Genomic DNA, 26,001 nt, shown 5'->3' with positions numbered 1-26,001 from the left:
GTTCGCAATGACCGCGCGGGCCAAAAAAAAGAGACTGGAGGCATGAACAACACGCCCACCAGCCGCACCGATGAAAACCCCGCCGAGCGCGCACCAGGCTGTGGTCAGGGAGGAAAACCTACCCAATGCGCGCCCACCGCTGAAAGCGGCCACGAGGCGGGAAAACGGGGCGGGCTGGCCCTGCCCGATACGATGAGCGCTCTCACACAACCCACCACACCAGGAGGACCAACCCATGAACAAAGACGACCAGCTGCCCAGCACCTTCGCGGCCGACGCCGAGACGATCAACGCCCTGGTGGACGCCATGGGCGCGCTGGTGATGTGCATGGCCAAGCACATGCCGCCAGAAGTGAAGGCCGAACTCGCCAGCGACCTGGCGCGGCTGTCGGCAAACTCGACCGCCAGCGGGCGGCCCATCGTTGGGAGACTCATGAACGACCTCAGCCGAGCGGCGGCTCTATAACCGTCCGGCGGGCCTGCTGCCACTGCGACCAGAACGACATCAGCCGGTCCACCGACTCACAGGCCCATGCGCTGACACCCAGCGCCGAGAAAGAAGACACGCGCCGGCACTGCTCCAGTCGGCGATACGAGGTGCTACGCAGCATGGCCGGCCTCCTCGGTCGATTGCGGCTGGGCGGCTTCATAGGCGGCCAGCTCGGGCCAGATGCGCTGCCAGCTCACGGGCCACATCTGCTGCCGGGTCACCTTGAACCCAGCGGCCTGCTCAAGGGCGGCGCCGTGCTCCGAACCCATGCGACGGCGGCCATCGCGCCAGAAGCACACCGTCTGGGTGCTCACATTCAGGGCGCGAGCTACAGCCGCAGGCCCATCGGCCAGCTCAATCGCTCGGACCAACTCCGCGACAACAGGTTCGACAACATCGGTTTTCATGGCTTGCATTCTACACATGTAGATGCTTCCGAGTCTACAACTGTTGTTGCCCGCTTTTCAAGCCTGACCTAGCCTGCCGCCATGTCACTTGGATCACAGGTCGAAAAGTACCGTAACCAGGTCTTGAAGCTGAAGTTTTCTCAGCTCTCAGACCTCTCAGGCGTGGACGTCGGGACGATCAACGCCATGGAAAAGCGCGACAGCAACCGCGCAGACATCCGCGCCGCCATTGCCATCGCAGGAGCCCTCGGGCTCTCACTGGAGGAGCTGGCAGACGAGCAGGCCGATTACAGCGACAAGGTCAAGGCCCACATGGCCCGTGTGTGGGCAAAGGAGCCGGCGCGCCCGCCTCTCGTGGCCGCCGAAAGCGTCGTCATGCCCTGGAGCAGCAGCTACTGGCCCTTCGCATCCATTTCGCCTGAGCGCTTCCGATCCGTGCTGCACCCCGAAGACATCGAGCGCATAGAAACCTACGCCAGAGCCATCATCGACACCCGCGAAGCGGAGGCCTTAAAAAACGTCGGCTGATCGTTGGCCGCTGAAAACGGCGCAGGTGATCCCGTTCCGGCCGCGCAAGGCGGCGGACGCATAGACCCCCTCAGCGCCAGGGGGCGCCGCTCAGAGAATGGTTTCGCCGTTCAGCGTGAGTGACACGACCTGCTTGCGTGATCGGCTCACAGCGCACGACCCGCTGGCCGCCACCTCAAGCCCCAGGCCGTTGCGCATTCGCAGCATCTTGGTGCCTGCGCCCCACGAGAACAGTATCTCGTCACCGCTCTGGAGCCCCTGCACATAGGGAACATCCGCTTTCTCCGGGTCCTTCGACACCAGACGGAAAGCGCGGTCACACAGGTACATGGCGTCAGCGACGGAAAACGCGGCAGGAGCGCTGGGCTTCGTCCCCTTGCTGATGCATGAGCCGATAGCTCCGAGCACCAACAGACTCCCCACGACCTTCTGCCAAAGCGGTACGCCTGAACCGGGAACGCCCGAAATCACGGGCGCTTTCAGCTTCACTGGCGGCGGCGGCGCACCACAGCCAGGACACGCGGCTGCCCTGTCGCTGATCGACTTGCCGCACTCGGTGCACTTGATCAGTGCCATAGCTCCTCCCTGAGTGTTTCCCGCCCACCTGGGCGGCAAACAAAGCTTAAACCGTAACAAGCCGTTGCGCACAGGCTACAAACGTAGAAACGAGATGCAACCATCTACAGTTGTTGACATCTGTTTATCTACGTTTGTAGAATGCCTCCACGCCCACCCCGGGCGACTCATGGAGGCCAGATGGCAAAGCTCAAGACTCCCCCACCACCGGTCAGCAAGACCGTGCAGCGCCTGCTGGCGCAGATCCACGCCGAGGCTGAAGCCGCCACCCTCGCCGCTCTCAGCGCGAAGGACGGCATCGTGGCCTTGCAGGGCATTGATCGGCAGACCGCACGCGTCTACTGCCACCCGACACACCAGAGCGTCGTCATGTTCGCCGACGGCGGCGGCTACAAAACGCGGATGAGCCGGCAACACACGATGCCGGAATCCTGGCGCGACAGCGACTATATGAAGGACGCCTGGCGCCCAGGCCAGTGGAGCGTCGTTCTGTATCAGCGCGACGGTCAGGGTCGCGAATGGGAGTGCGCCCTGGGCGCCCACATCACTGACGACTTCGGCACCCTGGTTTGTGTGGAAGGCGGTGCCGTATGAGCGCGCGCACACACGGCTGCTGCGCCGACAAGGCCTGCACCGACAAGACCTGCATGGAACTGCCCGCCGGGAAGACCTGTGGCCACTGCCACCTCGAACTCATCTGCTGCGAAGCGTTCGGCAAAACGCCGGCAGACACCAATTGCAACTGGTTCCCGCGTCGCTTCAACGAGCGCAAGGCCGCAAGCAAGGAAGGCGGTTCCGCATGAGCCGCCTGCGCACCCCGCCCAGCCTCGCCCAGGCCGCCAGCAACTTCGTCCTGGGCCTGCTCGCCGTCGGCATCTTCTTCGGCGTGCTCTACCTGGCCGCTCTGAACGACAGCCGCGCCGGCATCCATGACGCACTGGACGCCCGCGCAGCACAAGAGACGCGCCTGCAGCGCGCGGCACGCGCCGTCTGCAACGACCACCCCGATCGCGCCGGCCGGCGCATCGAGCCCCGCTGGACGCCCGACGGCCAGCTGGAGTGCCAAGTCGTCATCGCCCAGGAGTCATTCCAATGAGCATCACCACCACCCCAACCGTACCTGCCAGCCGCACCAGCGAGGGCGCCGCCAGCATCGAGCGCCTTCACGACGCCTGGCGCACCGGCGCACTGCGCGTCACGCCAGCCACGCCGGCCCCTCGCCGTGCCTCCATGACGGCCGACCCGCTGCTGCTGGACAGCGGCATCCCCACGCTCACGCAGCGCCAGGCCGCCCGCCACCACCGCAGAGCGCCCCACCTGCACCTGGTGCACCGCGTGGACACCGAGACGGACATCCCCCAGGGCCTGGACGGCGTGGCCATCGGCTACACCGCCCTGCCGGAGGAGCGTTCCCACGCTACGGGCGACGCCGACCTCTACCAGGCCGAGCCCATCGCGCCGGTGGACCGCAGGCTGCGCGCCATCACCTGGCGCGTGCTCCTGGGGGTGTATGGCGTCAGCTCGCTGGTCTTGCTGGTGGTCAGCCTCTATCGCCTGTTCGGAGCCTGAGCCATGCACGCCGCCGGCCGTCTGTTCCTCAGCCGCACGCGCCCCATCGCCAAGCCCGCCGCCGACGGCACCTTCGGCCTGCAGCTGTTCGCGCTGGACCGCCTGGGCGCGCACCAGGTGGAGAGCTGGGTGGTGCTCTGGTACGGGCCCGAAGCCCAGGCCTTCTGGCAACAGCACCAGGCCCAGCTCGTGCCCGGCGCCGTCATCCACGTGCAGACCGAGCGCATGCGCGCCCACCAGGTGGCTCGGTGCGTGCCCGAGATCCACGCCGTGGCCAGCCGCATCGAACTGGAGCAGCACGCCCAGGGCTGCAGCGCGACCACCACCACTTCCCCCACCCACCCGGCCACCACGGCCCACGCCTGACCACGCCATGACCTCCCGATCCATGCAAGCCATCACCCTGTCCGCGCTGCGCCACCTGCGCATGCACGGCACCAGCACGCTCGCCCAGCTCAAGACCACGCTGCCCGGTCTGCAGAGCAAAACGATGCAGAACCTTGCCCAGCTGGGCTACGCGCTGCGCACCGAAGCCGGCTACCAGATCACCGGCAAGGGCAAGACCCGCCTGCAGCAAAACGACGCGCCCAGCACCCCCCCCACGCCGGCCGCCGAGGTGGATGTGTCCGGCGTGTCTGTGGCACAGACCGAGCAGCGCCTGCTGGACACGCTGCGGCGCGCCACCAGCCCCATCACGCTGCAAGAGATCGGCGCTCGCACCGGCCTGCCGCTGAACATCCTGCGCCCCAGCCTGACCACGCTGGTGCAGGCCGGCACCGTGGCCGGCAGCACCGGCAAGCCCTCGCGCTACCGCCTGCGCGAAGCCATGCAGCAGGCCGGCGCAGCCGTGGCCGCCCGCCGCCGCGTGCAGACGGTCAACGGCGCACTGGTGGGCGGCGACTACCGCGGCCAGGAGCTGCTGCGCAACCCCGGCATCGGCCCCGAGCGCTTCACCGCCTTCGAGCTGCCCAGCCGCGTGGGCGACCGGCTGTATTACCCCGATGGGCGGGTGCTGCCCATGCCGAACATGCGGGAGGTGGCATGAAAGCACTCAGACACTGGGTCTACATGCTGGCGGCCAACGCCGCCTTGTTCTTCGGCCTCTACCTGTGGAAGTTCAAGCACCTGGAGGGTGCCGGCAACGTCGTCACGGCCTGGCTGGTGTTCGTCGGCGTGGTGAGCCTGATCGCCGGCTTCGCTGGCGACAAGTCCTGGTTCAAGGACCCACGCTCAGCCACCTTCGACCTGGTCGCCCGAGCGCTGACCTTCGCCATCGCTGGCGTCCTCTTCTTCTTCGGCGACTTCACCCTCGGCGCTCTTTGCGTCGTCGGCAATTTGTGCGTGTCCGTTGCTCGCGAACGCGAGCCAAAACCAACCAGCAAGGCCTGACCACCATGACCACCGAAATCTCTGACCCCATCGCCACCACCGCCAACGACCCCGAGGTCGGCTCCGCCGTCCAGATCCGCCACGAGCTCGTCAACGACGACGGCGCACCGGACCCGGCCGCAGGCCTGCACGGCACCATCGCCGGCCGCGACCCGTTCGGCCACTTCATGATCAAGATCGGCAGCCGCAAGCCCGCCAGCTTCGCGCGCCATGCGTTCATCGTCACCGCGGCGCCCACCAGCCAGAAGGACCAGAACGCCCCCGCGTGGGAATACCCGCAGGACATGCACGTCCAGGCCCCCGGCATCAGCACCGAGACCGAGGCTGTCCGCCTCGTCACCGTCCCACCCCTGCAGGCCATCAACAGCCCCACCAACCCGCGCCGCCGCCGCGGCCTGGACGTGGACAGCCTGCGCGCCCTGGCCGACAGCATCCTCGCCCACGGCCTGGGCAACCCGATCCTGGTGCGCCCGCTGCCCGCCAGCCGCCTGGAGGAAACCGCCGGCATGGACCCGCGCCCGGCCTACGAGGTGATCGCCGGCGAGCGCCGCTGGCGCGCGGCCCAGCTGGCCGATCTGCCCACCATGCCCATGGTGGTGCGCCACATGGACGACCAGGCCGTGCTGGAAATGCAGCTGGTCGAGAACATCGAGCGCGAAGACCTCGACCCCATGGAGGAGGCCGAAGGCTTCCAGCTGCTGCGCGAAAAGCTCGGCTACACCGTCGAGCAGATCGCCGACAAGATGGGCAAGGGCCGCGGCCCCAGCTACGTGCGCAAACGCATGAAGCTGCTGGACCTGACGCCCGAGAGCCGCGAGGCGATGTACGACGGCACGCTCTCGCTGTCCACCGGCATCGTGGTGGCCAAGTACCCGCCCGAGCGCCAGGCCAAGGCCGTGCAGATCATCAAGGCCATGGAGACCAAGGGCGCAGACGGCAAGCCCGTGCCCGCGCCGTTCCGCACAGTGGTGCTGGAGCTGTACCGGAAGCTCAATACCATCATCAAGATCGCCGCCTTCGACACGGCCGACCCGGGCCTGGTGCTGACGGCCGGCCCCTGCAGCACCTGCCGCAAGCGCACCCGCGCCGACGAAGACCTGTTTGCCGAGGCCACCGACGCCGGCGAAGACAGCTGCCTCGACACCGCGTGCTGGGAGAGCAAAACAGCCGCCCATGTGCAGCGCATCCACGTCGACGCCAAGGCCCGCGGGCTGCAAGTGATCGACGGCGACGAGGCGGTGAAAGTGGTCCCCAGCCCCTACAGCAGCCACCGCCAGGGCTACGTGCCGCTTGAAGACTACGCCTACACCGAGGAAGGCCCCGACGGCAAGGAACGCGAAGTCACCTACGCCGACGCCCTGCGCGCCCAGGGCCGCAAGGCGCCCAAGCCGGTGGTTCTGATCAACCCGCACACCGCCAAGGCCGAGGAAGTGATCCCCGTCGCCGTGGCCGAGAAGCTGCTGCCCCAGCAGGTGCAGAAAGCGCGCGCAGACCGCGTGCAGCAGGCCAAGGTACAAGCCCAGCAGGAAGAAGACGCCACGCCACCCGAGTGGCGGGCCATGAAAGACCCCGCCGTGCGCCGCGCTGCCTTGCTGCGCGCGTTCGACGTGATCGCCAGCCGCGACCGCACGATCGACGACTTGCGCTTGATGGCACTGAACGCCTGGGAGTGCGAGCCGGAGCTGACCGAGCAGTGGCTGGGCTGGACTGACGAGATCGAGGGCACCGACATCGAAGACCTGGCCGACTTCCGCCGCCAGAAGCTGCTCGCCCTGGACGCCAGCCAGCTCGCCAGCGCCATCACCATGGCCTGCCTGGAATACGAGGTCACCTCGCACGTGGGCGGCTGGAAGTACCTGCCCAGCAACGACCGCGCCACGCAAGCTCTGCAGGCCTACGGCATCGACATCCTGGCCGTGCGCGACAAGGTTCAGGAAGACCTGCAGCGCCAGCAAGGCAACCCGGACGGCGAGGCCATCGGCGACGACCAGGACGACGCCGGCGACGAAGCTGGGGAAGCGGGTGACGAATGAACGCCCCCATGCTGATTCCCACCGTCGACGCCGCGCTCGTCGGCCAGATCCTGGTCATGGCCACGCTGCTGGAAAAAGCCCTCAACGTGGTGAAGAACGTCGAGGCCGAGGGCTGCGACGAGGGCGAGCAGCTGCAGCAACTCATTGCCGACGGCGAGGCCGCGATCGCGGCCGTGCTGCAGCAGCACGCCATGCCGCAGACCGTCGCTGTGTCGGCTGATCCACCGTATCACCAACCCATCTGACCATGGCTGAAAACCGAGTCACAAAAGACACCACGGGCGAGACCTTTCGCATCCGAACCGCTGGGCACGAATGGGCCACCATCGTGCTGTTCGGCTGGCAGGCCACCGGCAACGACGGTACCCCACGCGAGTGCGGTGAGATCCTGATCCACAGCGGCTTCGGCCAGTGGGCATACAGCTGGGGCCACCTGGGCGTGCCGTTCAAGCGCTTCCTGCTCAAGGCCGAGCGCGGATACGTCGCCACCAAATTCATGGGGGCTGATGCCTACAAGTTCGACGGCCGGCTGACGGTGCTTGAGCTTCGCAAGCGCCTATTGCGCTGGCGCCGGGAAGGTCAGCTCAACACGGAAGAAGCCCGCCAGCTGTGGGACTACATCGAGGAGCGCGAAGTCGAGCTGGAAAGCAGCACCCACGACTTCGTCGGCGTCATGCAGCAGGCCGAGACCGAACTGGTCGCTACGAAGGCCGTGCTCCGCTTCGTGCAGGAACCGTGGGAGCACCTGGCCACGTCGCTGGACATCCAGTTCGCCGGCTTCTGGCGTGAGGTGTGGCCGGTGTTCCTGGAACAGATCAAGGCTGAGGCCGAGGTGCCAGCATGATCCCAGCCCTCTCGATCCGACAGCCCTGGGCCTGGTTGATCGTCAACGGCCACAAGGACATCGAGAACCGCGACTGGTCGACACCGTTTCGTGGCCGGTTCCTGGTGCATGCCGGCCAGACGCTGACCCGTCCGCAGTACGAAGACGTAGTCACCCAGCTGCTGCTCGCCGGCATCCAGATCAGCCTGCCACCCTTCGAGGATCTGCGCGAGCAGTGCGGCGGCTTCGTCGGCTGGTCTCGCGTCGTCGACTGCGTGCGTGAGCACCCGTCCGGGTGGAAAGAGCCCGGCAGTTACGGCTTTGTCCTGGCCGACAGCATGCCCATCCCGTTCGTGCCCTACAAGGGGCGCCTGGGATGGTTCAACGCACCCTCGGACCTGATCAAACCATGAAGCGCAAGCCCACCCGCCACGCCGGCAACCCCGTCGAGAACGCCGTGCGCATCAGCTTGCTCAAACGCGAGATCAACGACCTCATCACCATGGCCGACATGCAGGCCAGCTGGGGCGACTCGCCCGCGCAGACGGTGGACCGCTGCGGCCGGGTGTTGTTCGTCGTGTCATTCGCCACCGGGCGCTGCAACGTGCCCGACGACCTGCCAGAGGTCCGAATTCTGCGGGCCATGTGCAACGTGGTGGAACAGCTTGCCCTGGACCACAGCACCCTCGACCAGCACCGCGCCACCCTTTCCAGCGGCCTGCAGGCCGTGCAGCGTCTGCTGCCGCGCCTGAACCTCTGGTCCATTGCCGAAGGCTCGCTGGTGCTCGACCACCTGCTGCTACAGGGCATTCGCCCGCAGGTCGAGGACATGCATCAACTTATCAAGGCACCAGCCGCCCTTCCCTTCGCAGCCTGACCTCCATGCCCAACGGACACTCCACTCAACGCCGAGCCCCCTGGACAGAGGCCGAGTTGCGCACCCTGCGCGCGCTGTACGCCGACACGCCCACGCGCTCGATCGCCACCGCACTGGGCCGCACCGAGGCCAGCGTGGGCATGAAGGCCGTGGCCATCGGCCTGCGCAAGAGCGCCGAGTTCATGGCCGGCGAATTCTCGGGCCGCCTCAAGCCCGGCAACGTGCCCCCCAACAAGGGCAAGCACTACCCAGCGCGTGGCCGGTCTGCTGAAACACAGTTCAAGCCGGGCCAGAAGCCGCACACCACTCTGCCAGTGGGCAGCTACCGCATCAACCGCGACGGCCATCTGCAGCGCAAGATCGGCGAGGAGCCAGGCTGCAACAGCAAGCGCTGGCGCTGCGTGGCAGAACTGGTCTGGTGCGAGGCCAACGGCCCGCTGCCGCCGAAACACATCGTAGTTTTTAAGCCCGGCTTAAAAACTGCCGTCCTCGAAGAAATCACGCTCGACCGCGTCGAGTGCATCAGCCTGGCCGAGAACGCCAGGCGCAACCACCCCCGCAACAAGTCCCCCGAGCTGGCCAAGATCGTCCAGCTCAAGGGCGCCATCACCCGCCAGGTCAACCGCATCAAGCGCGAGGCCGACGAAGCCAGGAGCACCCCAGCATGACCACCGAGATCACAACCCCCCACATCACCCAGCTGCGCCAGCACCTGTTCGGCGCCCTGCAGGATCTCCGAGCGATCGGGCGCGACGGAAAGCCGCTCGACCTCGACCAGGTCAAGGCCCGCGTCAGCATCGCCAGCGCCATCAAGGGCATGGCCGACACGCTGGTGGACACGGCCAAGGTGGAGGTGGAATACCTCAAGGCCACCGGGGCCCCCCGCAGCGACTTCCTGGAGCCGCCAGTGCCGCCGGCGCCGGCCCTTCCTACCCCGCACAACCCGTTTCCGGTGAGCGCGCGGCACACGCTGGGGGGAGACTGATGTGCACCCAGGCCAAGCCGAAACAGCCGCCCAACCCGCTAAGGGAAACACTGCAGCGCCTGCTCCACCACCTGGCCATGGCGCGCGCCACTGGCAACTGCGAAGCCGCGCGCATCACCCACATTCGGTCGGCAAGTTTCCTGGCCGAAACCGCCCTCTGGCAGCTCGACCACCACCCGGCCGCCGGCAACAGATCATGAGCAGTACGGTCCACCTCGAACTCATTGCCGCCGCCTTCGGCGTGCTGGGCACCGTGCTGCTGGCCCTGAACGGCCCGCGCGCTGGCTGGGGCTTCGTGGCCTACCTGGTCAGCAATGCCGGCTGGATCGCCTTTGCGTGGACACATGGCCACTGGGGCCTGCTGGCACAACAGGTAGCTTTCACTGCGAGCAGCCTGGTGGGAGTGTGGGTCTGGCTGGTGAAGCCACGGAGGGATGCCCCGTGATCACCCGCCCAGACCTCACCGACGAAGAAGTCGACGCGATCTGCGAGGGCCTCACGCAGAGCGCCGCCAAGTGCCGCTACCTGCGCAGCCTGGGCCTGCGCGTGGAGCGCCGGCCCAACGGCCGCCCCCTAGTCGCACGTGCTGAGTGGGAGCGCCGCCTGGTCACCAGCCAGGTGATCCCCACCAACGGCGCCGGCAACGCCCCAAAATGGAAAGTCGCGGCCTGACCACCAGCCGCACCAGGAGGACAACCGATGCCACGCACCCGAGACCGCCAGAGCGCGGAAGGCCTGCTGCCGCGCATGGAGGCGCGGCCATGGTCAGACGGGAAGACCATCACCTACCGCTACCACCCCATCGGCGGCAAGCCGATGAACCTGGGCACGGACAAGATCGCGGCGATGCGCAAGGTGCTCGACCTCAACGGCCAGAGCGACAGCTACGGCACGCTGCGCTGGGTGTGGGAGCAGTACCAGACGGCGCCGCGCTGGCTCAAGCTGGCCGAGGCCTCACGCACCGACTACACATCGGCCTGGAAGCAGATCGACGCGGTGCTGGGGCACCTGCAGATATCGGCCATCGACTCGCCCACCGTCGCGAGGTACGTGCACATCGAGCGCGCCAAGGCCCCGCGGCGGGCCGACATCGAGAAGTCCCTGCTCTCGCGCCTGTTCGGCCACGGCATCAAGCTGGGCGTGTGCACGGTGAACGCCACGATCGGCGTGGAGCCACACGGCAGCGAACCGCGCACCGAGGCGCCCAAGGCCGAGGTGCTGGCCAGGTTCCTGGAGTGGCTGCAGAAGCAGACGCCCCAGCGCCAGATCATCGGGATGATGGCCGAGTACGCCAGCCTGGCCGGAAACCGCCGCGTGGAGTTCCTGGACCTGTCGTGGCCACAGATCGACGAGGCGGCCAAGGTGGTGCGGACGAAGCGCGCGAAGCAGCGCGGGAAGAAGCGCGGCGAGGTAATCGAGCTGGTGACCATCACGCCGGCGCTGCAGGCGCTGATCGACCGGCTCAAGGTGGTGCGGGCCCAGCGCGGGGTGGATTGCCTGTACGTGTTCCCGTCGCGCGAAAACAACGCGTACACGGATCGGGGGTTCAAAACGCTGTGGCAGCGCTGCGTACTGCAGGCCATCAAGGACAAGGTCATGACCGCCGAGGACCGCTTCACCTTCCACGATCTGCGGGCGCATTACACGACGGTGCACAAGGAAGTGACCGGTGAACTGCCGAATCTGCACGTTACGACGGCGACGACGGCGCGGGTGTATGACCGGTCGAAGGTGGTGAGGCGGACGGCGCTGTGACCCCTCCTCCTATCGGGATGCTGTATTTCCATCCATAGCCAGAACTAAACTCTACACACCATGGCTGAGTCGTCAATTGAGTGGACCCAACACACCTGGAACCCGGTGACAGGCTGCACCAAGGTGTCTCCAGGGTGCAAGCACTGCTACGCCGAGACGATGGCCAGGCGGTTGCAGGCTATGGGTGCGAGCGGATACGAACAAGGGTTCAAGCTCACGCTGCACCCTGATCGCCTGCAGCAGCCCCTGCAGCGCAAATATCCGACGACCTACTTCGTGAACTCGATGTCGGATCTCTTCCACGAGGAAGTCCCGGATTCATTTATCGAGTCTGTCCTGGCCACGTGCAGCGCAGCCCATCAACACACGTTTCAAATTCTGACGAAACGCGCCGAACGGTTGCCGGTCTTTTTCCGGAAAAGGCATTGCCCGGCCAACGTGGTACTCGGCGTGTCCGTTGAGGACAAAAAGTACGGCCTGCCACGCATTGACTACCTTCGGAAGGTCAAAGCCAAGACGCGATTTCTGTCTATCGAGCCACTGCTGGAAGACCTTGGCCCGATCAACCTCGACGGCATTCATTGGGTAATCGTGGGCGGCGAGAGCGGCCCAGGCGCACGGCCCATGAGCCCAGCTTGGGCTCAGAATGTGCGGGATCAAGCCGCTGCTGCCGGCGTCCCGTTCTTCTTCAAACAGTGGGGGGCCTGGGGGCCTGACGGCGTGAGGCGCAACAAGAAGGTCAACGGCCGCCTACTGGATGGTCGGTTCTGGGACGAGACTCCAAAAATCACCTGATCTTGCTCAGGATGTCGGTGCTGACCCTCTTAGCCAGTGCCAAGGCCTGAGGGCTGTCATTCGCCACCGCGAAGTACAACGCAAACAGAGGCGCGTTGTTTGCACTACCAAGCTTCACGGGGTCGGCAACATAGGGGAAAAGGCCTCGAAGGCGTTCTGTAGTGAACTGGAGAATCGCCTGCCAGCCTCGCTCTCGTTCACGGGGCTGCTCTCCAAACAGGTCCCCTTGAGTCGGCGGGGAATAGATGGCGTCACGCCAGTCCGTTGTCCCGAGGAACGACGTGAGCTTGTTGGCTTTACCTTCGTCAATTCCGCTCTCTCGGACAGCGGCTTGCCTATACAGTCCGCTGAGACTGACCAGGAAGAACACGTCGAGTGCTTTGGTCTCAGCGATTTGTTTCAGCAAACCGTAGTCGCATTGGAGACCAAACGGATCAAGGAATAACACGCCCCGGAACTTTGACCAGTCTCGCCCCAACAGAACCATCGGCAGCAGATCCTGCGCAGTGCCTTTGGCGATCGAGACCTGAGCGCCCTTTGGGTGGGCTGCCTTGAGCTCCTCAAGCTCTCGGATGTGTTTCCGTTTTGGTTCGATGAATTTGTAGTCTCGAAAGCCTGGGGAGCAGTCCAAGGCGATGCGCGCCGATCCGTCAATTTCCTTCTCCCCACCGGCCGCAGACTTGATGCGACACCTCCCGGTTCCAGCAAAGGCGTCGATGTAGATCAGTCTGTACGGCTGCCTGGAGAGGGCCAGGCAGTAGAACTGAAGATAGTCCTTCAGCGCCGCAAGCTTGTCGCTGGTCCAGCCTCCACCAAACCGGTTTGCTGTCATTTCCATCCCCGTGAATTCCCACGGTGGGAATATAGCAGCGGCCAGAAACGACAAAGCCCGGCTGAAACCGGCCTAAGTGCTTGATCTATATGGGGTGGCTGATGGGACTCGAACCCACGACAACAGGAATCACAATCCTGGACTCTACCAACTGAGCTACAGCCACCGCAAGCCTGCCATTATAGCGTGAACCTTTACTGTTTTGGCTCTGGCACCAGGATCTTCACCTTGAACCGTTGCTTGAGCAGCTCGTAGTGCGCCTGCGCCTCGGCGGCGTTCCACCACTGGGCATATTGCTGCACTTCCTGGTTCTGGGCCGAGGGCGTGGCGCGCGGCAGCACCTTCTCCACCTTCACGATTGCATAGCCCTGCTCGCCCAGGTCCACTCCGGCCCAGGATGGCAACTGTTTGGGATCGGTGCTGAGCGCTGCCCTCAGGACCTGTCCGGACACACCTTGCGGATTGTCGCGAGAAACGACCACAGATGCTGGCAGCGCAGTTGTGTCGCTGCCCGACTTGAGTGCCTCCAGCTTGCGGGCACCCTCTTCCTTGGCCATCTGGGCGGACCGCTGGGCGATCAGGCGAGCGCGCACACTGTCGCGGACTTCGGCCAGCGGCAGCGTGCGGGCTGGCGCGTGGTTCACGACGCGCGCCGCCGTCAACTGGCCCGAGGCCGTTTCGATCGCCTCGGTGTTGCGCTTGTTCTGGACGGAGTCGGGCGCGAACAGGGCGGAGAGAAGGCGCTCGTTGGCCAGCACACCGGAGCCCGGTACCGGCTGGCGTGTCAGGCCCTTCGCGGTCTTGATCTCGAGCTTGAACTGGTCTGCCGCGGGCTTGAGGCTTTCCGCCTGCTCGTAGACCGTATTGCCGAAACCGTCCGCGCTCTCTGCGAAGCGCTTCTGCGCCTGCTGCTTCTTCAGATCGGCCTCGATCTGCGGACGCATTTCCTCGAACGTCTTCTGTTTGGGAGCCTTGATGTCGGTGAGCTGGATGATGTGGTAACCGAACTCGGTTTCCACCAGATCAGAAATCTCACCCTTCTTGAGCGAGAAGACCACGTCTTCGAACGGCTTGACCATCGCACCACGTCCGAAGAACTCCAGGTCGCCACCCTTGGCGGCAGACCCGGCGTCCTGCGAGTTGGCCTTGGCCACGGCGGCGAAGGTTTCGGGCGCCTTGCGCACCTGAGCCAGCAGGGCCTGCGCCTTGGCCTTGACCTTTTCGCGCTCCTCGGCGGGCGCGCCGGCCGCGGCATTGAGCAGGATGTGGCTGGCACGCCGCTCCTCGTCACCGGAGAGCTTGGCGACGTTCTCCTTGTAGTAGGCACGCAGGTCCTCTTCGTTGAGCGTCAGGCCCTTGGCGATCTCCGCGGCATCGAGCACGAGGTATTCGACGTCGATCTGTTCGGGCGCCTGGAACAGGGCCTGGTTGTCCTTGTAGAACTGCTCGATCTCGGCATCGGTCGGCGCCACTTTGGCCGCAAAGTCCTTGGCGGCCAGCGTCAGCACGCGCACTTCACGGCGTTCGAAAAATGCGTTGAGCGACACCTGGGCCACGGCCGATGGCGCGAACCCGGTGCCTTGCACACCACCGAGCACTTGGCGCATGGACAGGTCGGAGCGGATGCGGGCTTCGAAGCCCTCGGGCGTCAATCCCTGACGCGCCACCATCTGCGCATAGCGTTCGACATCCAGTGAGCCGTCGGGCTTGCGCAGCGCGGCGATGCCGGGGTCTTCCTGCAGCGCGCGCGCCAGGCGCTGGTCGCTGGTATAGAGGTGGTCCTTCTGCACGGCGGCGGCCAGCACGCGGTCGCGCACCAGCCGTTCCAGCGTCGCGTAGCGCGCGGCGTCGCTGTCGAGCAGTTTGGCATCGAGGTTGGGCATCTGCTCCCGCAGGCGCTGCGCCTCGTTGCGGTGCGCCTCGTCCCATTCGCTCTTGCGGATGTCGTGACCGTCCACCGTCGCCACGGCTTCACCGCGCTGGTTGAAGTCGGTGAAGCCCTGGACACCGAACAGCACGAAAGACGGAATGATCAGTATCAGCAGGAAGCCCATGAGGTACTTCTTGTGATTGCGGATGGAGTCGAACATGCCTGGAATCCTGCTACTTCAAACAAACGCCGACATCGGAATGTCGACAACAAAAAAGGCGAACCCGAGTTCGCCTTCTTGATGGTGGTGGGTGCTGACGGGGTCGAACCGCCGACCTACGCCTTGTAAGGGCGCCGCTCTACCGACTGAGCTAAGCACCCCACCGGGTACCTGGGTTTGCTCAGTTCAGAGCATCCTTGAGGGCCTTGCCCGGACGGAACTTCGGAACCTTGGCGGCCTTGATTTTAATCTCAGCGCCGGTGCGGGGATTGCGACCCTTGCGAGCGGGACGTTTGGTCACGGCGAACGAACCGAAACCCACCAGGGACACCGTGCCACCCTTCTTCAGGGTGGTGCGGATGGCGGTGATGGTGGAGTCCAGTGCACGGGTGGCCGCAGCCTTGGAGATGTCGGCGTGCTTGGCGATGTGCTCGACGAGTTCTGTTTTGTTCACAAATAGCCCCTCTATAAGAAATAAAAGTTCGTCTTATCAGGCGAGTGCGTGGTGGTTAAACACCGGCCGCCACTGCCTGCAGTTTCTGGTTGGGTCACAGGTCGCACCGGTGCGGGAAAGCCACCGCCCACGCGCGTCTTCATTAGACCCACGGGCCTGCTGCACTGTCAATACAGAGGCCATCGAAACCCCCGACGAACGCCAGAACCGCGAGATTCTATGCGGTTTGCATGGGCTCCCAGCGACACTCGCGCGACGAACACCATGCCGCGCGCCGCGTGCCGGATCACCCCGCCTGCACGCTGGCCGCGATCGCCTTGCCGAGATCGCTGGTGCTGGCCTGCCCCCCAAGGTCGCGGGTGCGCGGCGCATCGCTGCCGGGGGCCAGACAGGCTTCGATCGCCCGCATGATGGCGTCATGGGCCTCGCGATGCCCCAGGAAATCCAGCATCATCGCCCCGCACCAGATCTGCCCGATCGGGTTGGCAATGCCCTGCCCCGCGATGTCCGGCGCCGAACCATGAACGGGCTCGAACAGAGAGGGATGCTGGCGCGTGGGGTTGAGGTTGGCGCTCGGCGCGATGCCGATGGTGCCGGTGCAGGCCGGCCCCAGATCGGAGAGGATGTCGCCGAACAGGTTGCTGCCCACCACCACGTCGAAGAAGTCGGGTCGCTGCACGAAGTGCGCGGTGAGGATGTCGATGTGGAACTTGTCGACCTTCACATCCGGATACTCCTTGGCCATCGCTTCCACGCGCTCGTCCCAGTAGGGCATGGTGATGGCGATGCCGTTGGACTTGGTGGCACTGGCCAGGTGCTTCTTCGGGCGGGAGCGCGCAACCTCGAAGGCATAACGCAGCACGCGGTCCACACCGACGCGGGACATCACCGTCTCCTGCACCACGATCTCGCGCTCGGTGCCGGCGTACATGCGGCCACCGATGCTGCTGTACTCGCCCTCGGTGTTCTCGCGCACGATCACCATGTCGATCTCGCCCGGTTCGCGCGGGCTGCCATCGCGCCGCACCACCGGTGCCCGCACGCCGGGCATCAACCGGGCCGGCCGCACATTGACGTACTGGTCGAACTCGCGGCGGAACATCAGCAGCGACCCCCAGAGCGAAATGTGGTCGGGCACCTTGTCGGGCCAGCCCACCGCACCGAAGTAGATCGCATCGTGTCCGCCGATCTGCTCCTTCCAGTCGTCCGGCAGCATCTTGCCGTGGCGCTCGTAGTAGTCGCAGCTGGAGAAGTCGAAGTGGTCGAACTGCAGGCCGATGCCGAACTTCGTTGCCGCCGCTTCGAGGACGCGCAACCCCTCGGGCATGACTTCGGTACCGATGCCGTCTCCGGCGATGACAGCGATGCGATGGACTGATGACATGGAAAGCTCCTGTGGTGGCAATGTGGTGTCGAGCTTACGGCTGTTTATGACAATAATTCATTCATCCATTATTTCCATGAAAGAAAGAATTGGACCGTCCTGATCTGGAACTGGTGCTGGCCGTCCGACGCCACGGCAGCCTTGTCACCGCCGCTCGGGCGCTGAAGGTGGCGCCGTCCGTGGTGACCAAACGACTCGCGGCACTGGAGGCCCGGCTGGGCACACGGCTGTTCCAGCGCACCACCCGCCGCGTGAGCCCGACCGCCGACGGCGACACGCTGTGCGAACGCGCGCAGGAGCTGCTGCGCGCCTTTGAATCGGCCGAGGCGGAACTGCGCGAGCGCCAGGCCGAGCCGTCCGGGCCGGTCCGGCTGGCGGCCACCTTCGGCTTCGGCCGCACCTGGCTGGGGCCGGCACTGGCGTCGTTCCAGTCCCTCCATCCCAAGGTGAGCGTGCAGGTGCAGTTGACGGAACAACTGCCCGACCTCACGTTGGACGGGCTGGACGGGGCAATCTGGCTTTGGAGCGCGCCGGCACAGCGCGCGGGCGAGTGGGTTGCACGGCGGCTCGCCACCAACCAGCGTGTGCTGGTCGCCGCGCCAGCCTACCTGCGCCGGCGCGGAGAACCCCGTTCGCTGGACGAGCTGTCACAGCACGACTGCCTGGTGGTGCGCGAGAACGGTGGCAGCGCCGACCTGCGCTTCGACCACTGGCGCCTTCAGCGAATCGGCGAACGCCAGTGGGTCCATACGCCGGTGCGGGGTCCGCTGTCGAGCAACTCCGGCGAGCTGGTGCGCGACTGGTGCCTGGCGGGCCACGGCATCATGCTGCGCAGCCTGTGGGACGTGGCGCCGCTGCTGGAGCGCGGCGATCTGGTGCGGGTGCTGGACGAATGGAACATGCCCGACGCGGACGTTCACTGGATCGCACCCTACCGGGCGCAGGTGCCTCGCCGCATCCGGCTGCTGGTGGACTTCCTGGCCGAGCGCTTCCGGGACGAGCCCTGGCGCCAGCAGGCCGCCAGCCCGGTCAGCGCGAAGGACGCACCACCAGGCTCACGCCGAAGGCGGTGAGCGCGGTGCCGGCGATCGTCGTCGCCGTGATCGGTTCGGCGAACAGCACCCAGGCGATCAGCGCGGTGCAGGGTGGCACCAGGTACATCAGGCTGGTCACCGACGCCGCCGCACCTCGCTGGATCAGCATGTACAGCAGCGAACTGCCCCCCAGCGTCAGCCCGAGCACGGACCACGCCATGGCACCCACCAGTTCGGCGTTCCAGCGCATGGTTTCGGCCTCCAGCAGCGCCAGCGGCAGCGTCACCACCAGGGCCGCAGCGAGCTGGACCGTGTTCGCAGTGCGCACGTCACAAGGCTGGACGAAGCGCTTCTGATACAGCGTGCCGACGGTGATCGCGAACAGGGCCATCACCGCAAACGACAGGTTCAGCCAGTTGGCCGAATCGCCCGGGCCACCGGCGCCGAACTTGCGCGAGACCACCAGCACCAGACCGGCAAAACCCAGCAGCAGGCCCAGCCACTGGCGGCGCGACACATGGTGCCCGCCCACACTCGTGAGCCAGATCGCGGTGAGCACCGGCTGGATGCCGACGATCAGCGAGGACAGGCCGGAGCCCATGCCGGCCTTGACCGCGGCCCAGACGCCGCCCAGGTAGCCCGCATGCATGAGCACGCCGGTGACGGCCAGGTGGAGGGCCTGCCGGTGGTCGGACGGCCACTTCACCCCGGCCAGCACGATCCAGGGCAGGAAACAGAGGATGGACAGCGCATAGCGCACCGCCAGAAAGGACATCGGCGGTGCATGCGGCATGCCGTAGCGCGCGACGATGAAACCGGTGCTCCAGATCAGCACGAACACCCAGGGCATGGCCCTGAGCCACGCGTTGTCGCTGGTGCCCATCAGCGCGAGCGGGCGCGGATCTCGGGCAGCGCCTTCTGCAGGTAATACACCATGGACCACACGGTCAGCACCGCGGAAATCCAGATCAGCCAGGTGCCCCAGACATGGGTGTCGATCACGCCGAACAGCGTGCCGTGGAACAGCAGGAACGGGATCGCGATCATCTGCACCGAGGTCTTGACCTTGCCGATCATGTGCACCGCAACGCTCTTGGTGGCACCGATGATGGCCATCCACTCACGCAGCGACGAGATGGCGATTTCGCGGCCGATGATGATCAGCGCCACGAACACATCGGCCCGTTCCAGGTGCACCAGAACCAGCAGGCAGGCACAGACCAGGAACTTGTCGGCCACCGGATCGAGGAAGGCACCGAAGGCAGATGTCTGGTTGAGCTTGCGGGCCAGGTAACCGTCGGCCCAGTCGGTGGCGGCGAACACGATGAACATCACCGTGGCGATCAGGTTCTGCTGCGCCGGGCTCACACCTTCCAGGTAGAACACGCCGATGATCAGGGGAATGGCGACGATGCGCGCCCAGGTCAGCAGGGTGGGAAGGTTGAAGAACATGGACGAGATTATGGGGGTGGTTTTGTACACTGGCCCTCCATGTCGCCCCCTCCCCCTCTCCCCGCGGCGCCTCGGAGCTTGGGCACCTTCACCCTGCGGTTCACGCTCGTGGCGGCGTTCACCGGCATCACGCTGCTGGTCAGCCTGGTCATCGGGCTGGCCACCGCCACCCTGGTGGGCGACTTCATGCGCGACGAATTCCGCCTGCGCATGTCGGACCTGGTGGCCGTCGCTGCCACGCAGATCAATGTGCAGGCCCACCACCGCCTGCAGACACCGAAGGACCAGGACAGCCCGGACTACCGTGCCCTGCGCGACCACCTGCGGGAAATCAGGGACCACGGCACCCACATCCGCTTCATCTACACCACCCGCCTGCGACAGGACGGCCAGGTGGTCTTCGTGGTGGACGCCGAGGAGAAACCGGAAGATTTCAGCGCACTCGGCGACGTCTACGCCGACGTGAGCCCTGAACTGCGGGTCGCCCTGTCGGCGCCCCGGGGCACCGCCAAGGCCTTTGTCACGCAGCGCTTCTACACCGATGATTGGGGCACCTGGATGTCGGCCTACGCGCCGCTGTACCTGCCCGACGGTCGCCTTGACGCGGTGCTCGTGCTGGACATGTCGGCGGACCGCATCCTCCAGCAGGAGCGGCAATACCAGTACACCCTCTGGGGCGCCTGCGCCCTGCTCGCGCTGCTGATGATGCCGCTGGCCTACTGGATGGCCCACCGCATCCGACGCCCGCTGTCGCGGCTCGAGGGTGACATGCGCAAGGTGCGCCAGTTCGACCTGGAAAGCACGCCACCCATCCACTCACGGGTGATCGAGATCAACCGCATGGTGGAGCAACTGGAGAGCATGCGTTCGGGCCTGCGGTCGTTCCAGAAATACGTGCCGGCCGAGCTCGTGCGGCGGCTCGTCGCGCGGGGGGTGGATGCCGAGCTGGGCGGCACGCAGCAGGAGATGACCTTCTTCATGTCCGACGTCGAGGGCTTCACAACGCTCAGCGAGCGGCTTGCGCCGGACGAGCTGGTGCACCACCTCGGCGAGTACCTGACCGCGGTCTCCGGCCGCCTGCTGGGTGCCGGTGCCACCGTCGACCAGTACATCGGTGACGCGGTGCTGGCCTTCTGGAACGCGCCCGAACCCGCGGCCGACCATCCGCAACGCGCATGCGACGCGGCCCTGGCGGTGCAGGAGGCTGTTGCCCAGCTCAATCTCGCCTGGGAGGCGCAGGGCCGCCGCGTGGCGTTCAGGACGCGGATCGGGATCAACACCGGAGAGGCCATCGTCGGCAACATCGGCTCCAACGACCGCATGAGCTACACCGTGATCGGCGACGAGGTGAACCTGGTCAGCCGGCTGGAAGCGACCAACAAGTTCTATGGCACCTCGATCCTGTTGTCGGAACACACGCGGCAGCGGGTGCAGGCGCAGTTCGTGACCCGCTTGGTGGACCAGCTCGTGGCGTACGGCAAGAGCCGGCCGATCAGGGTGTACGAGCTGCTGGGTCGCCAGGGCGCGGTGGCGCCGGAGCTGCTGGCGGTAGTGGCCGATTACGAGACCGCGTTTGCCCACTACCAGCAGCGCGGCTTCGGCACGGCAATGGCCCTGCTGGAGCGCCACCCGGACGACCCGCCGTCGCGGGTGCTGCACAGCCGCTGCCGCCGCTACCTGGACCACCCGCCGCTGGCGGAATGGGACGGCAGCTTTCTCTTCACCAGCAAGTAGGCCAGCTCCGCCCCTCAGTGCAGCGCCCGGTAGATGGCGTCGGCCAGTTCGGCCGAAATGCCCTCGACGGTGCTCAGGTCCTCCACGCTGGCGGCCGCCACGCCGCGCACGCCGCCGAAGCGTTGCAGCAGGCGCGCCCGCTTCTTGGGTCCGACGCCCGGGATGTCCTCCAGCTTGCTGCCCCCGGTGCGCACCTTGGCGCGCTGCGCCCGCATGCCGGTGATCGCGAAGCGGTGCGCCTCGTCGCGGATCTGCGCCACCAGCATCAGCGCGGCCGAATCGTGGCCCAGGTAGACTTTCTCGCGCCCGTCGGCGAACACCAGCTCCTCCAGCCCGACCTTGCGGCCCTCGCCCTTCTCGACGCCGACGATCAGCGACAGGTCCAGCCCCAGTTGCTGGAACACCTCGCGCGCCATGCTGACCTGGCCCTTGCCGCCATCGACCAGCACCAGGTCGGGCATGCGCGGGCCCTTTGGCGCCTCGCCCGCCACCTCGGCCGCGGGTTCCGGCGTGTCCGCCGCAAGCGTCTGCGCTTCCACCGCCCCGGCCTGTGCATCAGGCGCCACACCCTGCTCGGCCCGCAGCGCCTCGGCGATCTTGCCGTAGCGCCGCAGCAGCACCTGGCGCATGGCCGCGAAGTCGTCGCCGGGCGTGATGCCGTCGATGTTGTAGCGGCGGTACTGGCTGTTCTGCATCTTGTGCGCCTCGAACACCACGCAAGACGCCTGGGTCGATTCACCCGCCGTGTGCGAGATGTCGAAGCACTCGATGCGCAACTCGTCCAGGTTGTCGTCGGGCAACCCCAGCGCCTCGGCCAACGCGCGCGTGCGCGCCTGCTGAGAGCCTTCTTCGGCCAGCAGGCGCGCCAGCGCGATCTCGGCGTTCTTCTGCGCCATGTCCAGCCAGGCGCGCCGGTGTTCGCGCGGCTGGTGCACCGTGTGCACCTTGGCCCCGTTCTGCTCGGCGAGGGCCTCCATCAGCGTCCGGCTCACGGGATGGCTGGTCACCAGGGTGTGCGGCAGCGCCGCCCCGAGGTAGTGCTGCGCGATGAAGGCCTCCAACACCCGCACGTGCACCCGTTCCATCGGGTCGGTGGCCGGCGATGACTCGGCTTCGGATTCCAGCGCCTCGTCGATCTGGGTCGCGTCCTCCACATGGGCCGGAAAGTACGGCCGGTCGCCGAGGTGCCGGCCACCGCGCACCATGGCCAGGTTCACGCAGGCCCGTCCGCCCAGCACCTTCACCGCCAGCACGTCGACGTCCTTGTCCGAGAGGTTGTCCATCGCCTGCTGCTGCAGCACGCGGGACAGTGCGCTCATCTGGTTGCGGATCTCGGCCGCCTGCTCGAACTCCAGCTTCTCGGCGTGGGCCATCATGCGCGCCTGCAGCGCGTCGAGCACCTCCTGGGTCTCACCGCGCAGGAAGCGCTCGGCGTCGGCCACGTCCCGCCCGTAGGCTTCGGTGTCGATCAGGTCCACGCAGGGGCCGGTGCAGCGCTTGATCTGGTAGAGCAGGCAGGGGCGTGTGCGGTTGGCGAACACCGTGTCCTCGCAGGTGCGCAGGCGGAACACCTTCTGCAGCAGGGTGATGGTTTCCTTGACCGCCCAGGCGCTGGGGTACGGGCCGTAGTAGCTGTGCCGCCGGTCGACCACGCCGCGGTAGTAGGCCATGCGCGGGAACGCGAGCATCGGCAGGGGTTTGGTCCCGGCGGTCCGGAAGGTCTCACGCGTGCCGGTGATCTTGAGGTAGGGGTAGCTCTTGTCGTCCCGGAACAGGATGTTGAACTTGGGGTTCAGCGTCTTGATCAGGTTGTTTTCCAGCAGCAGCGCCTCCGCCTCGGTGCGCACCACCGTGGTCTCCATGCGCACGATGCGGCTGACCATGTGGCCGATGCGGGTGCCGTCGTGGTTCTTCTGGAAGTAGCTGCTGACGCGCTTCTTCAGGTTGCGCGCCTTGCCCACATAGAGCAGCTGGTCCTGGGCATCGAAATACCGGTACACCCCCGGCAGGCCAGGCAGGGCCGCCACTTCGGCCAGCAGTTGTTCGGAGTGCGGTGCGTCGGGTGCGGGACTGGACATGGGGCCGTATTGTGAATCCGCCGCCATGGACAATCGGCGCATGCAATGGGACATCTTCTGCCGGGTCATCGACAACCTGGGCGACATCGGCGTGTGCTGGCGGTTGTGCGCGGGACTGGCGGCGCGCCAGCAGCGTGTGCGTCTGTGGATCGACGTGCCCGACGATCTGGACTGGATGGTGCCCGGCGCCCGGGAGGGTCACATCCCCGGGGTCGAAGTGATCCACTGGACGGAGCCGCTGAAGGTTGCCCACGCCGGCCCCGCCGCCGACGTCTGGATCGAGGCCTTCGGCTGCGATCCGGCGCAGGAATGCCTGGATGAGCTGGCCTTGCGCGTGCGACAGGGCGCTGCGGCGCCGGTCTGGCTGAACCTGGAATACATGAGCGCCGAGGCCTATGTCGAGCGCTGCCACCGCCTGCCCTCGCCCATCATGACCGGGCCGCTGCAGGGCCTGACCAAGTGGTTCTTCTACCCGGGCTTCACCCCCCGGACGGGGGGGCTGCTGCGCGAAACGGACCTGCCTGCGCGGCAGTCGGCCTTCGACGCGCCCGCCTGGCTGGCGTCGCAGTCGCTGCCGGTCGGCGGGCTCCCCAGGGCCAGCCTGTTCTGCTACGAGCCCCCTGCCCTGCGCGCCGTGCTCCAAGAGGCGGGTGCGCAGGCGCCCAGCGACTGGCTGGTCACCACCGGCCGCGCCGCCGACGCCGTGGCAGCCGAGCGCGGCCGGGGTCTGGACACCGGTCTGGCCCGGCTGCACACCGTGCCCCGCCTGACCCAGCACGACTACGACCACCTGCTCTGGTCCTGCGACCTGAATTTCGTGCGCGGCGAGGATTCGCTGGTGCGCGCGCTGTGGGCCGGCAAGCCCTTCGTCTGGCACATCTACCCGCAGCACGACAACGCCCACCACGCCAAGCTGGAGGCTTTCCTGGACTGGCTGGAGGCACCGCCCTCGCTGCGCGATTTCCACCGCGCCTGGAATGGCATCACGGCCCCCGGCACTGTCTGGCCGGGCTGGGACGTGGTGAACACCTGGCAGCCTTGCGCCCTGGCGGCGCGCCAGCGCCTGCAGGCCCAGCCCGATCTGATCGGCCAGCTGATCGGCTTCGTCACTGGAAAGCGTTAAAATTCAAGGCTTTGCTAGAAGCGTCGCCGCACAAGGAACCGCGGCCCAACTGTTGGAACCCCTATGAAAATCGCCCAAGAAATCCGCGCCGGCAACGTGATCATGCACGGCAAGGACCCCATGATCGTCCTGCGCACCGAGTACGCCCGCGGCGGCCGCGGCGCCGCCACCGTCCGCATGAAGCTCAAGGGCCTGCTGGGCAACATCGGCACCGAAGTCGTCTTCAAGGCCGACGACAAGATGGACCAGATCATCCTGGACAAGAAGGAGTGCACCTACTCCTACTTCGCCGACCCGATGTACGTCTGCATGGACACCGAGTACAACCAGTACGAAGTGGAAGCCGAGAACATGGGCGACGCCCTGAACTACCTGGAAGACGGCATGGCCGTTGAAGTGGTGTTCTACGAAGGCAAGGCCATCTCCGTCGAACTGCCCACCAGCATCGTGCGCGAAATCACCTGGACCGAGCCCGCCGTCAAGGGCGACACGTCCGGCAAGGTGCTCAAGCCCGCCAAGATCGCCACCGGCTTCGAAATCGCCGTGCCGCTGTTCGTGGAACAGGGCGACAAGATCGAAATCGACACCCGCACCGGCGAATACCGCAAGCGTGTCTGATCCGGTACCCGCTCCACAGAAAGGCTCCCGCAAGGGAGCCTTTTTTGTTGTTGCTACCCTTGCACCATGGACCTACTCTCCCGCATCGCCGACGTCATCATCCCGGTCTTCCTGATCGTGGCCATCGGCTACGGCTACGCGCGCCGCAAGGTGCCGGACCTGTCCACCTTCAACCGCATCGCGCTGGACGTGCTGGCGCCGGTGCTGGTGTATTCGGCTCTGGCGGCCAAGGACTTCCGCCTGGCCGATCATGTGCCGCTGCTGATCGGCGGCACGGTGCTGATCCTGGGCAGTGGCCTGCTGGCCTGGCCGCTGGCGCGCTGGTTCGGTGCACAGCCGCGCACCCTGGTGCCGGTGGTGATGTTCAACAACTGCGGCAACATGGGTCTGCCGCTGGCCCTGCTGGCCTTCGGCCCGGCGCACTTCGGTGCGGCGGTCGCGCTGTTTTCGGTCAGCAACCTGTTCCACTTCTCGCTCGGCGCGCGCATCACCAGCGCATCAGCCCGCACGCGCGACCTGCTGACCAGCCCGCTGATGGTCGCCACCGTGCTCGGGTTTGCCAGCGCGCTCACCGACCTCCGCCCTCCCGACGTGCTGCTGGGGGGGCTGAAGCTGCTGGGCGACGCGATGCTGCCCATGATGCTGTTCGCCCTGGGCGTGCGACTGACCTCGCTCACCCGTTCCGGTCTGGCACTGGGTCTGCTGGGTGCACTGGCCAGACCCCTGCTCGGCCTGGCCATCGGCATCCCTCTTGCTTGGGCCCTGGGACTGGAGGGTGCGGCGCGCGGACAGCTGCTGCTGTTTGCGGCCCTGCCCCCGGCCGTGATGCAGTTCATGCTGGCCGAGCGCTACCACCAGGAGCCCGACAAGGTCGCCGCCATGATCATGCTGGGCAACGCCCTGGCGGTGGTCTTCGTGCCGCTGGCCCTGGCCATCGGGCTCTGATCCGTACTTGTCTGTCACCGAGGATTTCGC

Annotated in this window: 36 protein-coding genes and 2 tRNA genes; 26 read left to right on the top strand and 12 right to left on the bottom strand. The window is 66.2% G+C overall.

The window, feature by feature from the left end; translation table 11 throughout:
* The first annotated feature begins 235 nt into the window (after positions 1 to 235).
* Positions 236 to 466 carry a hypothetical protein gene (locus DD542_RS04580; RefSeq protein ID WP_127804118.1) on the top strand — a complete coding sequence of 77 codons (231 nt, stop codon included), beginning with the start codon at positions 236 to 238 and terminating at the stop codon, positions 464 to 466.
* Here DD542_RS04580 and DD542_RS23530 read toward each other — a convergent pair.
* Complete coding sequence (locus tag DD542_RS23530) at positions 444 to 611, bottom strand: hypothetical protein (RefSeq protein ID WP_164868343.1); 168 nt, start codon at positions 609 to 611, stop codon at positions 444 to 446. The two genes, DD542_RS04580 and DD542_RS23530, sit on opposite strands and share 23 nt — an antisense overlap.
* Complete coding sequence (locus tag DD542_RS04575; RefSeq protein ID WP_206610768.1) at positions 601 to 897, bottom strand: YdaS family helix-turn-helix protein; 297 nt, start codon at positions 895 to 897, stop codon at positions 601 to 603. The genes DD542_RS23530 and DD542_RS04575 overlap by 11 nt, the downstream gene beginning before the upstream one ends.
* Positions 898 to 978: 81 nt before the next feature.
* On the opposite strand from DD542_RS04575, the gene DD542_RS04570 reads away from it, so the two are divergent.
* Positions 979 to 1,425, top strand: coding sequence for a helix-turn-helix domain-containing protein (locus DD542_RS04570; protein ID WP_127804114.1), 447 nt, complete (start codon positions 979 to 981; stop codon positions 1,423 to 1,425).
* A 90-nt stretch (positions 1,426 to 1,515) separates the two neighbouring features.
* Here DD542_RS04570 and DD542_RS04565 read toward each other — a convergent pair whose 3' ends face one another.
* Positions 1,516 to 2,001 carry a zinc-ribbon domain-containing protein gene (locus tag DD542_RS04565; protein WP_127804112.1) on the bottom strand — a complete coding sequence of 162 codons (486 nt, stop codon included), beginning with the start codon at positions 1,999 to 2,001 and terminating at the stop codon, positions 1,516 to 1,518.
* 180 nt (positions 2,002 to 2,181) lie between these two features.
* On the opposite strand from DD542_RS04565, the gene DD542_RS04560 reads away from it, so the two are divergent.
* From DD542_RS04560 to DD542_RS04475, 19 genes are read left to right on the top strand one after another with little or no spacing between them, the layout of a single operon-like run.
* Positions 2,182 to 2,595 carry a hypothetical protein gene (locus DD542_RS04560; RefSeq protein WP_127804111.1) on the top strand — a complete coding sequence of 138 codons (414 nt, stop codon included), beginning with the start codon at positions 2,182 to 2,184 and terminating at the stop codon, positions 2,593 to 2,595.
* Positions 2,592 to 2,804 carry a hypothetical protein gene (locus DD542_RS04555; RefSeq protein WP_127804109.1) on the top strand — a complete coding sequence of 71 codons (213 nt, stop codon included), beginning with the start codon at positions 2,592 to 2,594 and terminating at the stop codon, positions 2,802 to 2,804. Before DD542_RS04560 ends, DD542_RS04555 begins: the two co-directional genes overlap by 4 nt.
* Entirely contained in the window at positions 2,801 to 3,097 is a 297-nt protein-coding gene (locus DD542_RS04550; protein ID WP_127804107.1) for a hypothetical protein, read from the top strand. Before DD542_RS04555 ends, DD542_RS04550 begins: the two co-directional genes overlap by 4 nt.
* On the top strand, positions 3,094 to 3,570 hold the full coding sequence (locus tag DD542_RS04545; RefSeq protein WP_127804106.1) for a hypothetical protein: 477 nt from the start codon (positions 3,094 to 3,096) through the stop codon (positions 3,568 to 3,570). Before DD542_RS04550 ends, DD542_RS04545 begins: the two co-directional genes overlap by 4 nt.
* 3 nt (positions 3,571 to 3,573) lie before the next feature.
* Entirely contained in the window at positions 3,574 to 3,936 is a 363-nt protein-coding gene (locus DD542_RS04540; RefSeq protein WP_127804104.1) for a hypothetical protein, read from the top strand.
* 7 nt (positions 3,937 to 3,943) lie between these two features.
* Positions 3,944 to 4,615, top strand: coding sequence for a helix-turn-helix domain-containing protein (locus DD542_RS23865; protein WP_127804102.1), 672 nt, complete (start codon positions 3,944 to 3,946; stop codon positions 4,613 to 4,615).
* Complete coding sequence (locus DD542_RS23525; protein ID WP_164868342.1) at positions 4,612 to 4,959, top strand: hypothetical protein; 348 nt, start codon at positions 4,612 to 4,614, stop codon at positions 4,957 to 4,959. The genes DD542_RS23865 and DD542_RS23525 overlap by 4 nt, the downstream gene beginning before the upstream one ends.
* Before the next feature lie 5 nt (positions 4,960 to 4,964).
* Positions 4,965 to 6,992 (top strand): ParB/RepB/Spo0J family partition protein, encoded by a 2,028-nt coding sequence (locus DD542_RS04530; protein ID WP_164868341.1) that lies wholly within the window; start codon positions 4,965 to 4,967, stop codon positions 6,990 to 6,992.
* Between the two features lie 8 nt (positions 6,993 to 7,000).
* Positions 7,001 to 7,237 carry a hypothetical protein gene (locus tag DD542_RS04525; RefSeq protein WP_127804098.1) on the top strand — a complete coding sequence of 79 codons (237 nt, stop codon included), beginning with the start codon at positions 7,001 to 7,003 and terminating at the stop codon, positions 7,235 to 7,237.
* Positions 7,238 to 7,239: 2 nt separating this feature from the next.
* A complete protein-coding gene (locus DD542_RS04520; protein WP_127804096.1) occupies positions 7,240 to 7,836 on the top strand; it encodes a hypothetical protein in 597 nt (198 codons plus the stop codon).
* Positions 7,833 to 8,228, top strand: coding sequence for an ASCH domain-containing protein (locus DD542_RS04515; protein ID WP_241559678.1), 396 nt, complete (start codon positions 7,833 to 7,835; stop codon positions 8,226 to 8,228). Before DD542_RS04520 ends, DD542_RS04515 begins: the two co-directional genes overlap by 4 nt.
* Positions 8,225 to 8,692 carry a hypothetical protein gene (locus tag DD542_RS04510; protein WP_127804094.1) on the top strand — a complete coding sequence of 156 codons (468 nt, stop codon included), beginning with the start codon at positions 8,225 to 8,227 and terminating at the stop codon, positions 8,690 to 8,692. The genes DD542_RS04515 and DD542_RS04510 overlap by 4 nt, the downstream gene beginning before the upstream one ends.
* 5 nt (positions 8,693 to 8,697) lie before the next feature.
* Positions 8,698 to 9,360 (top strand): HNH endonuclease, encoded by a 663-nt coding sequence (locus DD542_RS04505; protein WP_127804092.1) that lies wholly within the window; start codon positions 8,698 to 8,700, stop codon positions 9,358 to 9,360.
* Positions 9,357 to 9,677 (top strand): hypothetical protein, encoded by a 321-nt coding sequence (locus DD542_RS04500; RefSeq protein WP_206610767.1) that lies wholly within the window; start codon positions 9,357 to 9,359, stop codon positions 9,675 to 9,677. The genes DD542_RS04505 and DD542_RS04500 overlap by 4 nt, the downstream gene beginning before the upstream one ends.
* Entirely contained in the window at positions 9,677 to 9,877 is a 201-nt protein-coding gene (locus DD542_RS04495) for a hypothetical protein (protein WP_127804090.1), read from the top strand. The genes DD542_RS04500 and DD542_RS04495 overlap by 1 nt, the downstream gene beginning before the upstream one ends.
* Entirely contained in the window at positions 9,874 to 10,122 is a 249-nt protein-coding gene (locus DD542_RS04490) for a nicotinamide mononucleotide transporter (RefSeq protein WP_127804088.1), read from the top strand. Before DD542_RS04495 ends, DD542_RS04490 begins: the two co-directional genes overlap by 4 nt.
* The gene (locus DD542_RS04485; protein WP_164868340.1) at positions 10,119 to 10,349 is read left to right on the top strand and encodes a DUF4224 domain-containing protein; all 231 of its coding nucleotides are present in this window, start codon (positions 10,119 to 10,121) and stop codon (positions 10,347 to 10,349) included. Before DD542_RS04490 ends, DD542_RS04485 begins: the two co-directional genes overlap by 4 nt.
* A 27-nt stretch (positions 10,350 to 10,376) precedes the next feature.
* Entirely contained in the window at positions 10,377 to 11,432 is a 1,056-nt protein-coding gene (locus DD542_RS04480; RefSeq protein WP_127804084.1) for a tyrosine-type recombinase/integrase, read from the top strand.
* 60 nt (positions 11,433 to 11,492) lie between these two features.
* Entirely contained in the window at positions 11,493 to 12,227 is a 735-nt protein-coding gene (locus tag DD542_RS04475; RefSeq protein WP_127804082.1) for a phage Gp37/Gp68 family protein, read from the top strand.
* Here the strand turns inward: DD542_RS04475 and tcmP are convergent.
* The 6 genes from tcmP to DD542_RS04445 all read right to left on the bottom strand — a co-directional run bounded on the left by tcmP (position 12,220) and on the right by DD542_RS04445 (position 16,987).
* Positions 12,220 to 13,059, bottom strand: coding sequence for a three-Cys-motif partner protein TcmP (gene tcmP, locus DD542_RS04470; protein ID WP_164868339.1), 840 nt, complete (start codon positions 13,057 to 13,059; stop codon positions 12,220 to 12,222). The two genes, DD542_RS04475 and tcmP, sit on opposite strands and share 8 nt — an antisense overlap.
* 90 nt (positions 13,060 to 13,149) lie before the next feature.
* Positions 13,150 to 13,225: transfer RNA gene (locus tag DD542_RS04465), tRNA-His, on the bottom strand.
* A gap of 28 nt (positions 13,226 to 13,253) precedes the next feature.
* Entirely contained in the window at positions 13,254 to 15,149 is a 1,896-nt protein-coding gene (locus tag DD542_RS04460; RefSeq protein WP_079366077.1) for a SurA N-terminal domain-containing protein, read from the bottom strand.
* A gap of 85 nt (positions 15,150 to 15,234) precedes the next feature.
* Positions 15,235 to 15,310: transfer RNA gene (locus DD542_RS04455), tRNA-Val, on the bottom strand.
* Positions 15,311 to 15,330: 20 nt separating this feature from the next.
* Positions 15,331 to 15,603: an HU family DNA-binding protein gene (locus tag DD542_RS04450; protein ID WP_066158910.1), complete on the bottom strand. Its 273-nt coding sequence runs from the start codon at positions 15,601 to 15,603 to the stop codon at positions 15,331 to 15,333.
* Positions 15,604 to 15,889: 286 nt separating this feature from the next.
* Positions 15,890 to 16,987, bottom strand: coding sequence for a tartrate dehydrogenase (locus DD542_RS04445; protein ID WP_127804078.1), 1,098 nt, complete (start codon positions 16,985 to 16,987; stop codon positions 15,890 to 15,892).
* Between the two features lie 89 nt (positions 16,988 to 17,076).
* Between DD542_RS04445 and DD542_RS04440 the strand changes: the two genes are divergently transcribed.
* Positions 17,077 to 18,060, top strand: a complete 984-nt coding sequence (locus DD542_RS04440; protein WP_127804076.1) for a LysR substrate-binding domain-containing protein — start codon at positions 17,077 to 17,079, stop codon at positions 18,058 to 18,060.
* On the opposite strand, the gene DD542_RS04435 is transcribed toward DD542_RS04440, so the two are convergent.
* Together DD542_RS04435 and pgsA are read right to left on the bottom strand one after the other, a co-directional pair.
* Positions 18,017 to 18,904, bottom strand: a complete 888-nt coding sequence (locus tag DD542_RS04435) for a DMT family transporter (protein WP_127804074.1) — start codon at positions 18,902 to 18,904, stop codon at positions 18,017 to 18,019. The genes DD542_RS04440 and DD542_RS04435 overlap by 44 nt on opposite strands.
* Positions 18,904 to 19,473 (bottom strand): CDP-diacylglycerol--glycerol-3-phosphate 3-phosphatidyltransferase, encoded by a 570-nt coding sequence (gene pgsA / locus DD542_RS04430; RefSeq protein WP_066158922.1) that lies wholly within the window; start codon positions 19,471 to 19,473, stop codon positions 18,904 to 18,906. Before pgsA ends, DD542_RS04435 begins: the two co-directional genes overlap by 1 nt.
* Positions 19,474 to 19,551: 78 nt before the next feature.
* Between pgsA and DD542_RS04425 the strand changes: the two genes are divergently transcribed.
* Complete coding sequence (locus DD542_RS04425; protein WP_164868338.1) at positions 19,552 to 21,207, top strand: adenylate/guanylate cyclase domain-containing protein; 1,656 nt, start codon at positions 19,552 to 19,554, stop codon at positions 21,205 to 21,207.
* Between the two features lie 14 nt (positions 21,208 to 21,221).
* On the opposite strand, the gene uvrC is transcribed toward DD542_RS04425, so the two are convergent.
* Entirely contained in the window at positions 21,222 to 23,285 is a 2,064-nt protein-coding gene (uvrC, locus tag DD542_RS04420) for an excinuclease ABC subunit UvrC (RefSeq protein WP_127804070.1), read from the bottom strand.
* Between the two features lie 40 nt (positions 23,286 to 23,325).
* Here uvrC and earP point away from each other — a divergent pair, with 40 nt between their 5' ends.
* The 3 genes from earP (at position 23,326) to DD542_RS04405 (ending at position 25,971) form a co-directional block, all read left to right on the top strand.
* Complete coding sequence (gene earP / locus DD542_RS04415; RefSeq protein WP_127804068.1) at positions 23,326 to 24,408, top strand: elongation factor P maturation arginine rhamnosyltransferase EarP; 1,083 nt, start codon at positions 23,326 to 23,328, stop codon at positions 24,406 to 24,408.
* A gap of 63 nt (positions 24,409 to 24,471) precedes the next feature.
* Complete coding sequence (efp, locus tag DD542_RS04410) at positions 24,472 to 25,026, top strand: elongation factor P (RefSeq protein WP_079366071.1); 555 nt, start codon at positions 24,472 to 24,474, stop codon at positions 25,024 to 25,026.
* A 66-nt stretch (positions 25,027 to 25,092) separates the two neighbouring features.
* The gene (locus tag DD542_RS04405; protein ID WP_127804066.1) at positions 25,093 to 25,971 is read left to right on the top strand and encodes an AEC family transporter; all 879 of its coding nucleotides are present in this window, start codon (positions 25,093 to 25,095) and stop codon (positions 25,969 to 25,971) included.
* Positions 25,972 to 26,001: the final 30 nt, after the last annotated feature.

The sequence above is a fragment of the Hydrogenophaga sp. NH-16 genome (genome assembly GCF_004006415.1).
In the GTDB taxonomy this organism is placed as follows: Bacteria; Pseudomonadota; Gammaproteobacteria; order Burkholderiales; family Burkholderiaceae_C; genus Hydrogenophaga; species Hydrogenophaga pseudoflava.
This window is presented reverse-complemented; position numbering and strand designations above follow the sequence as displayed.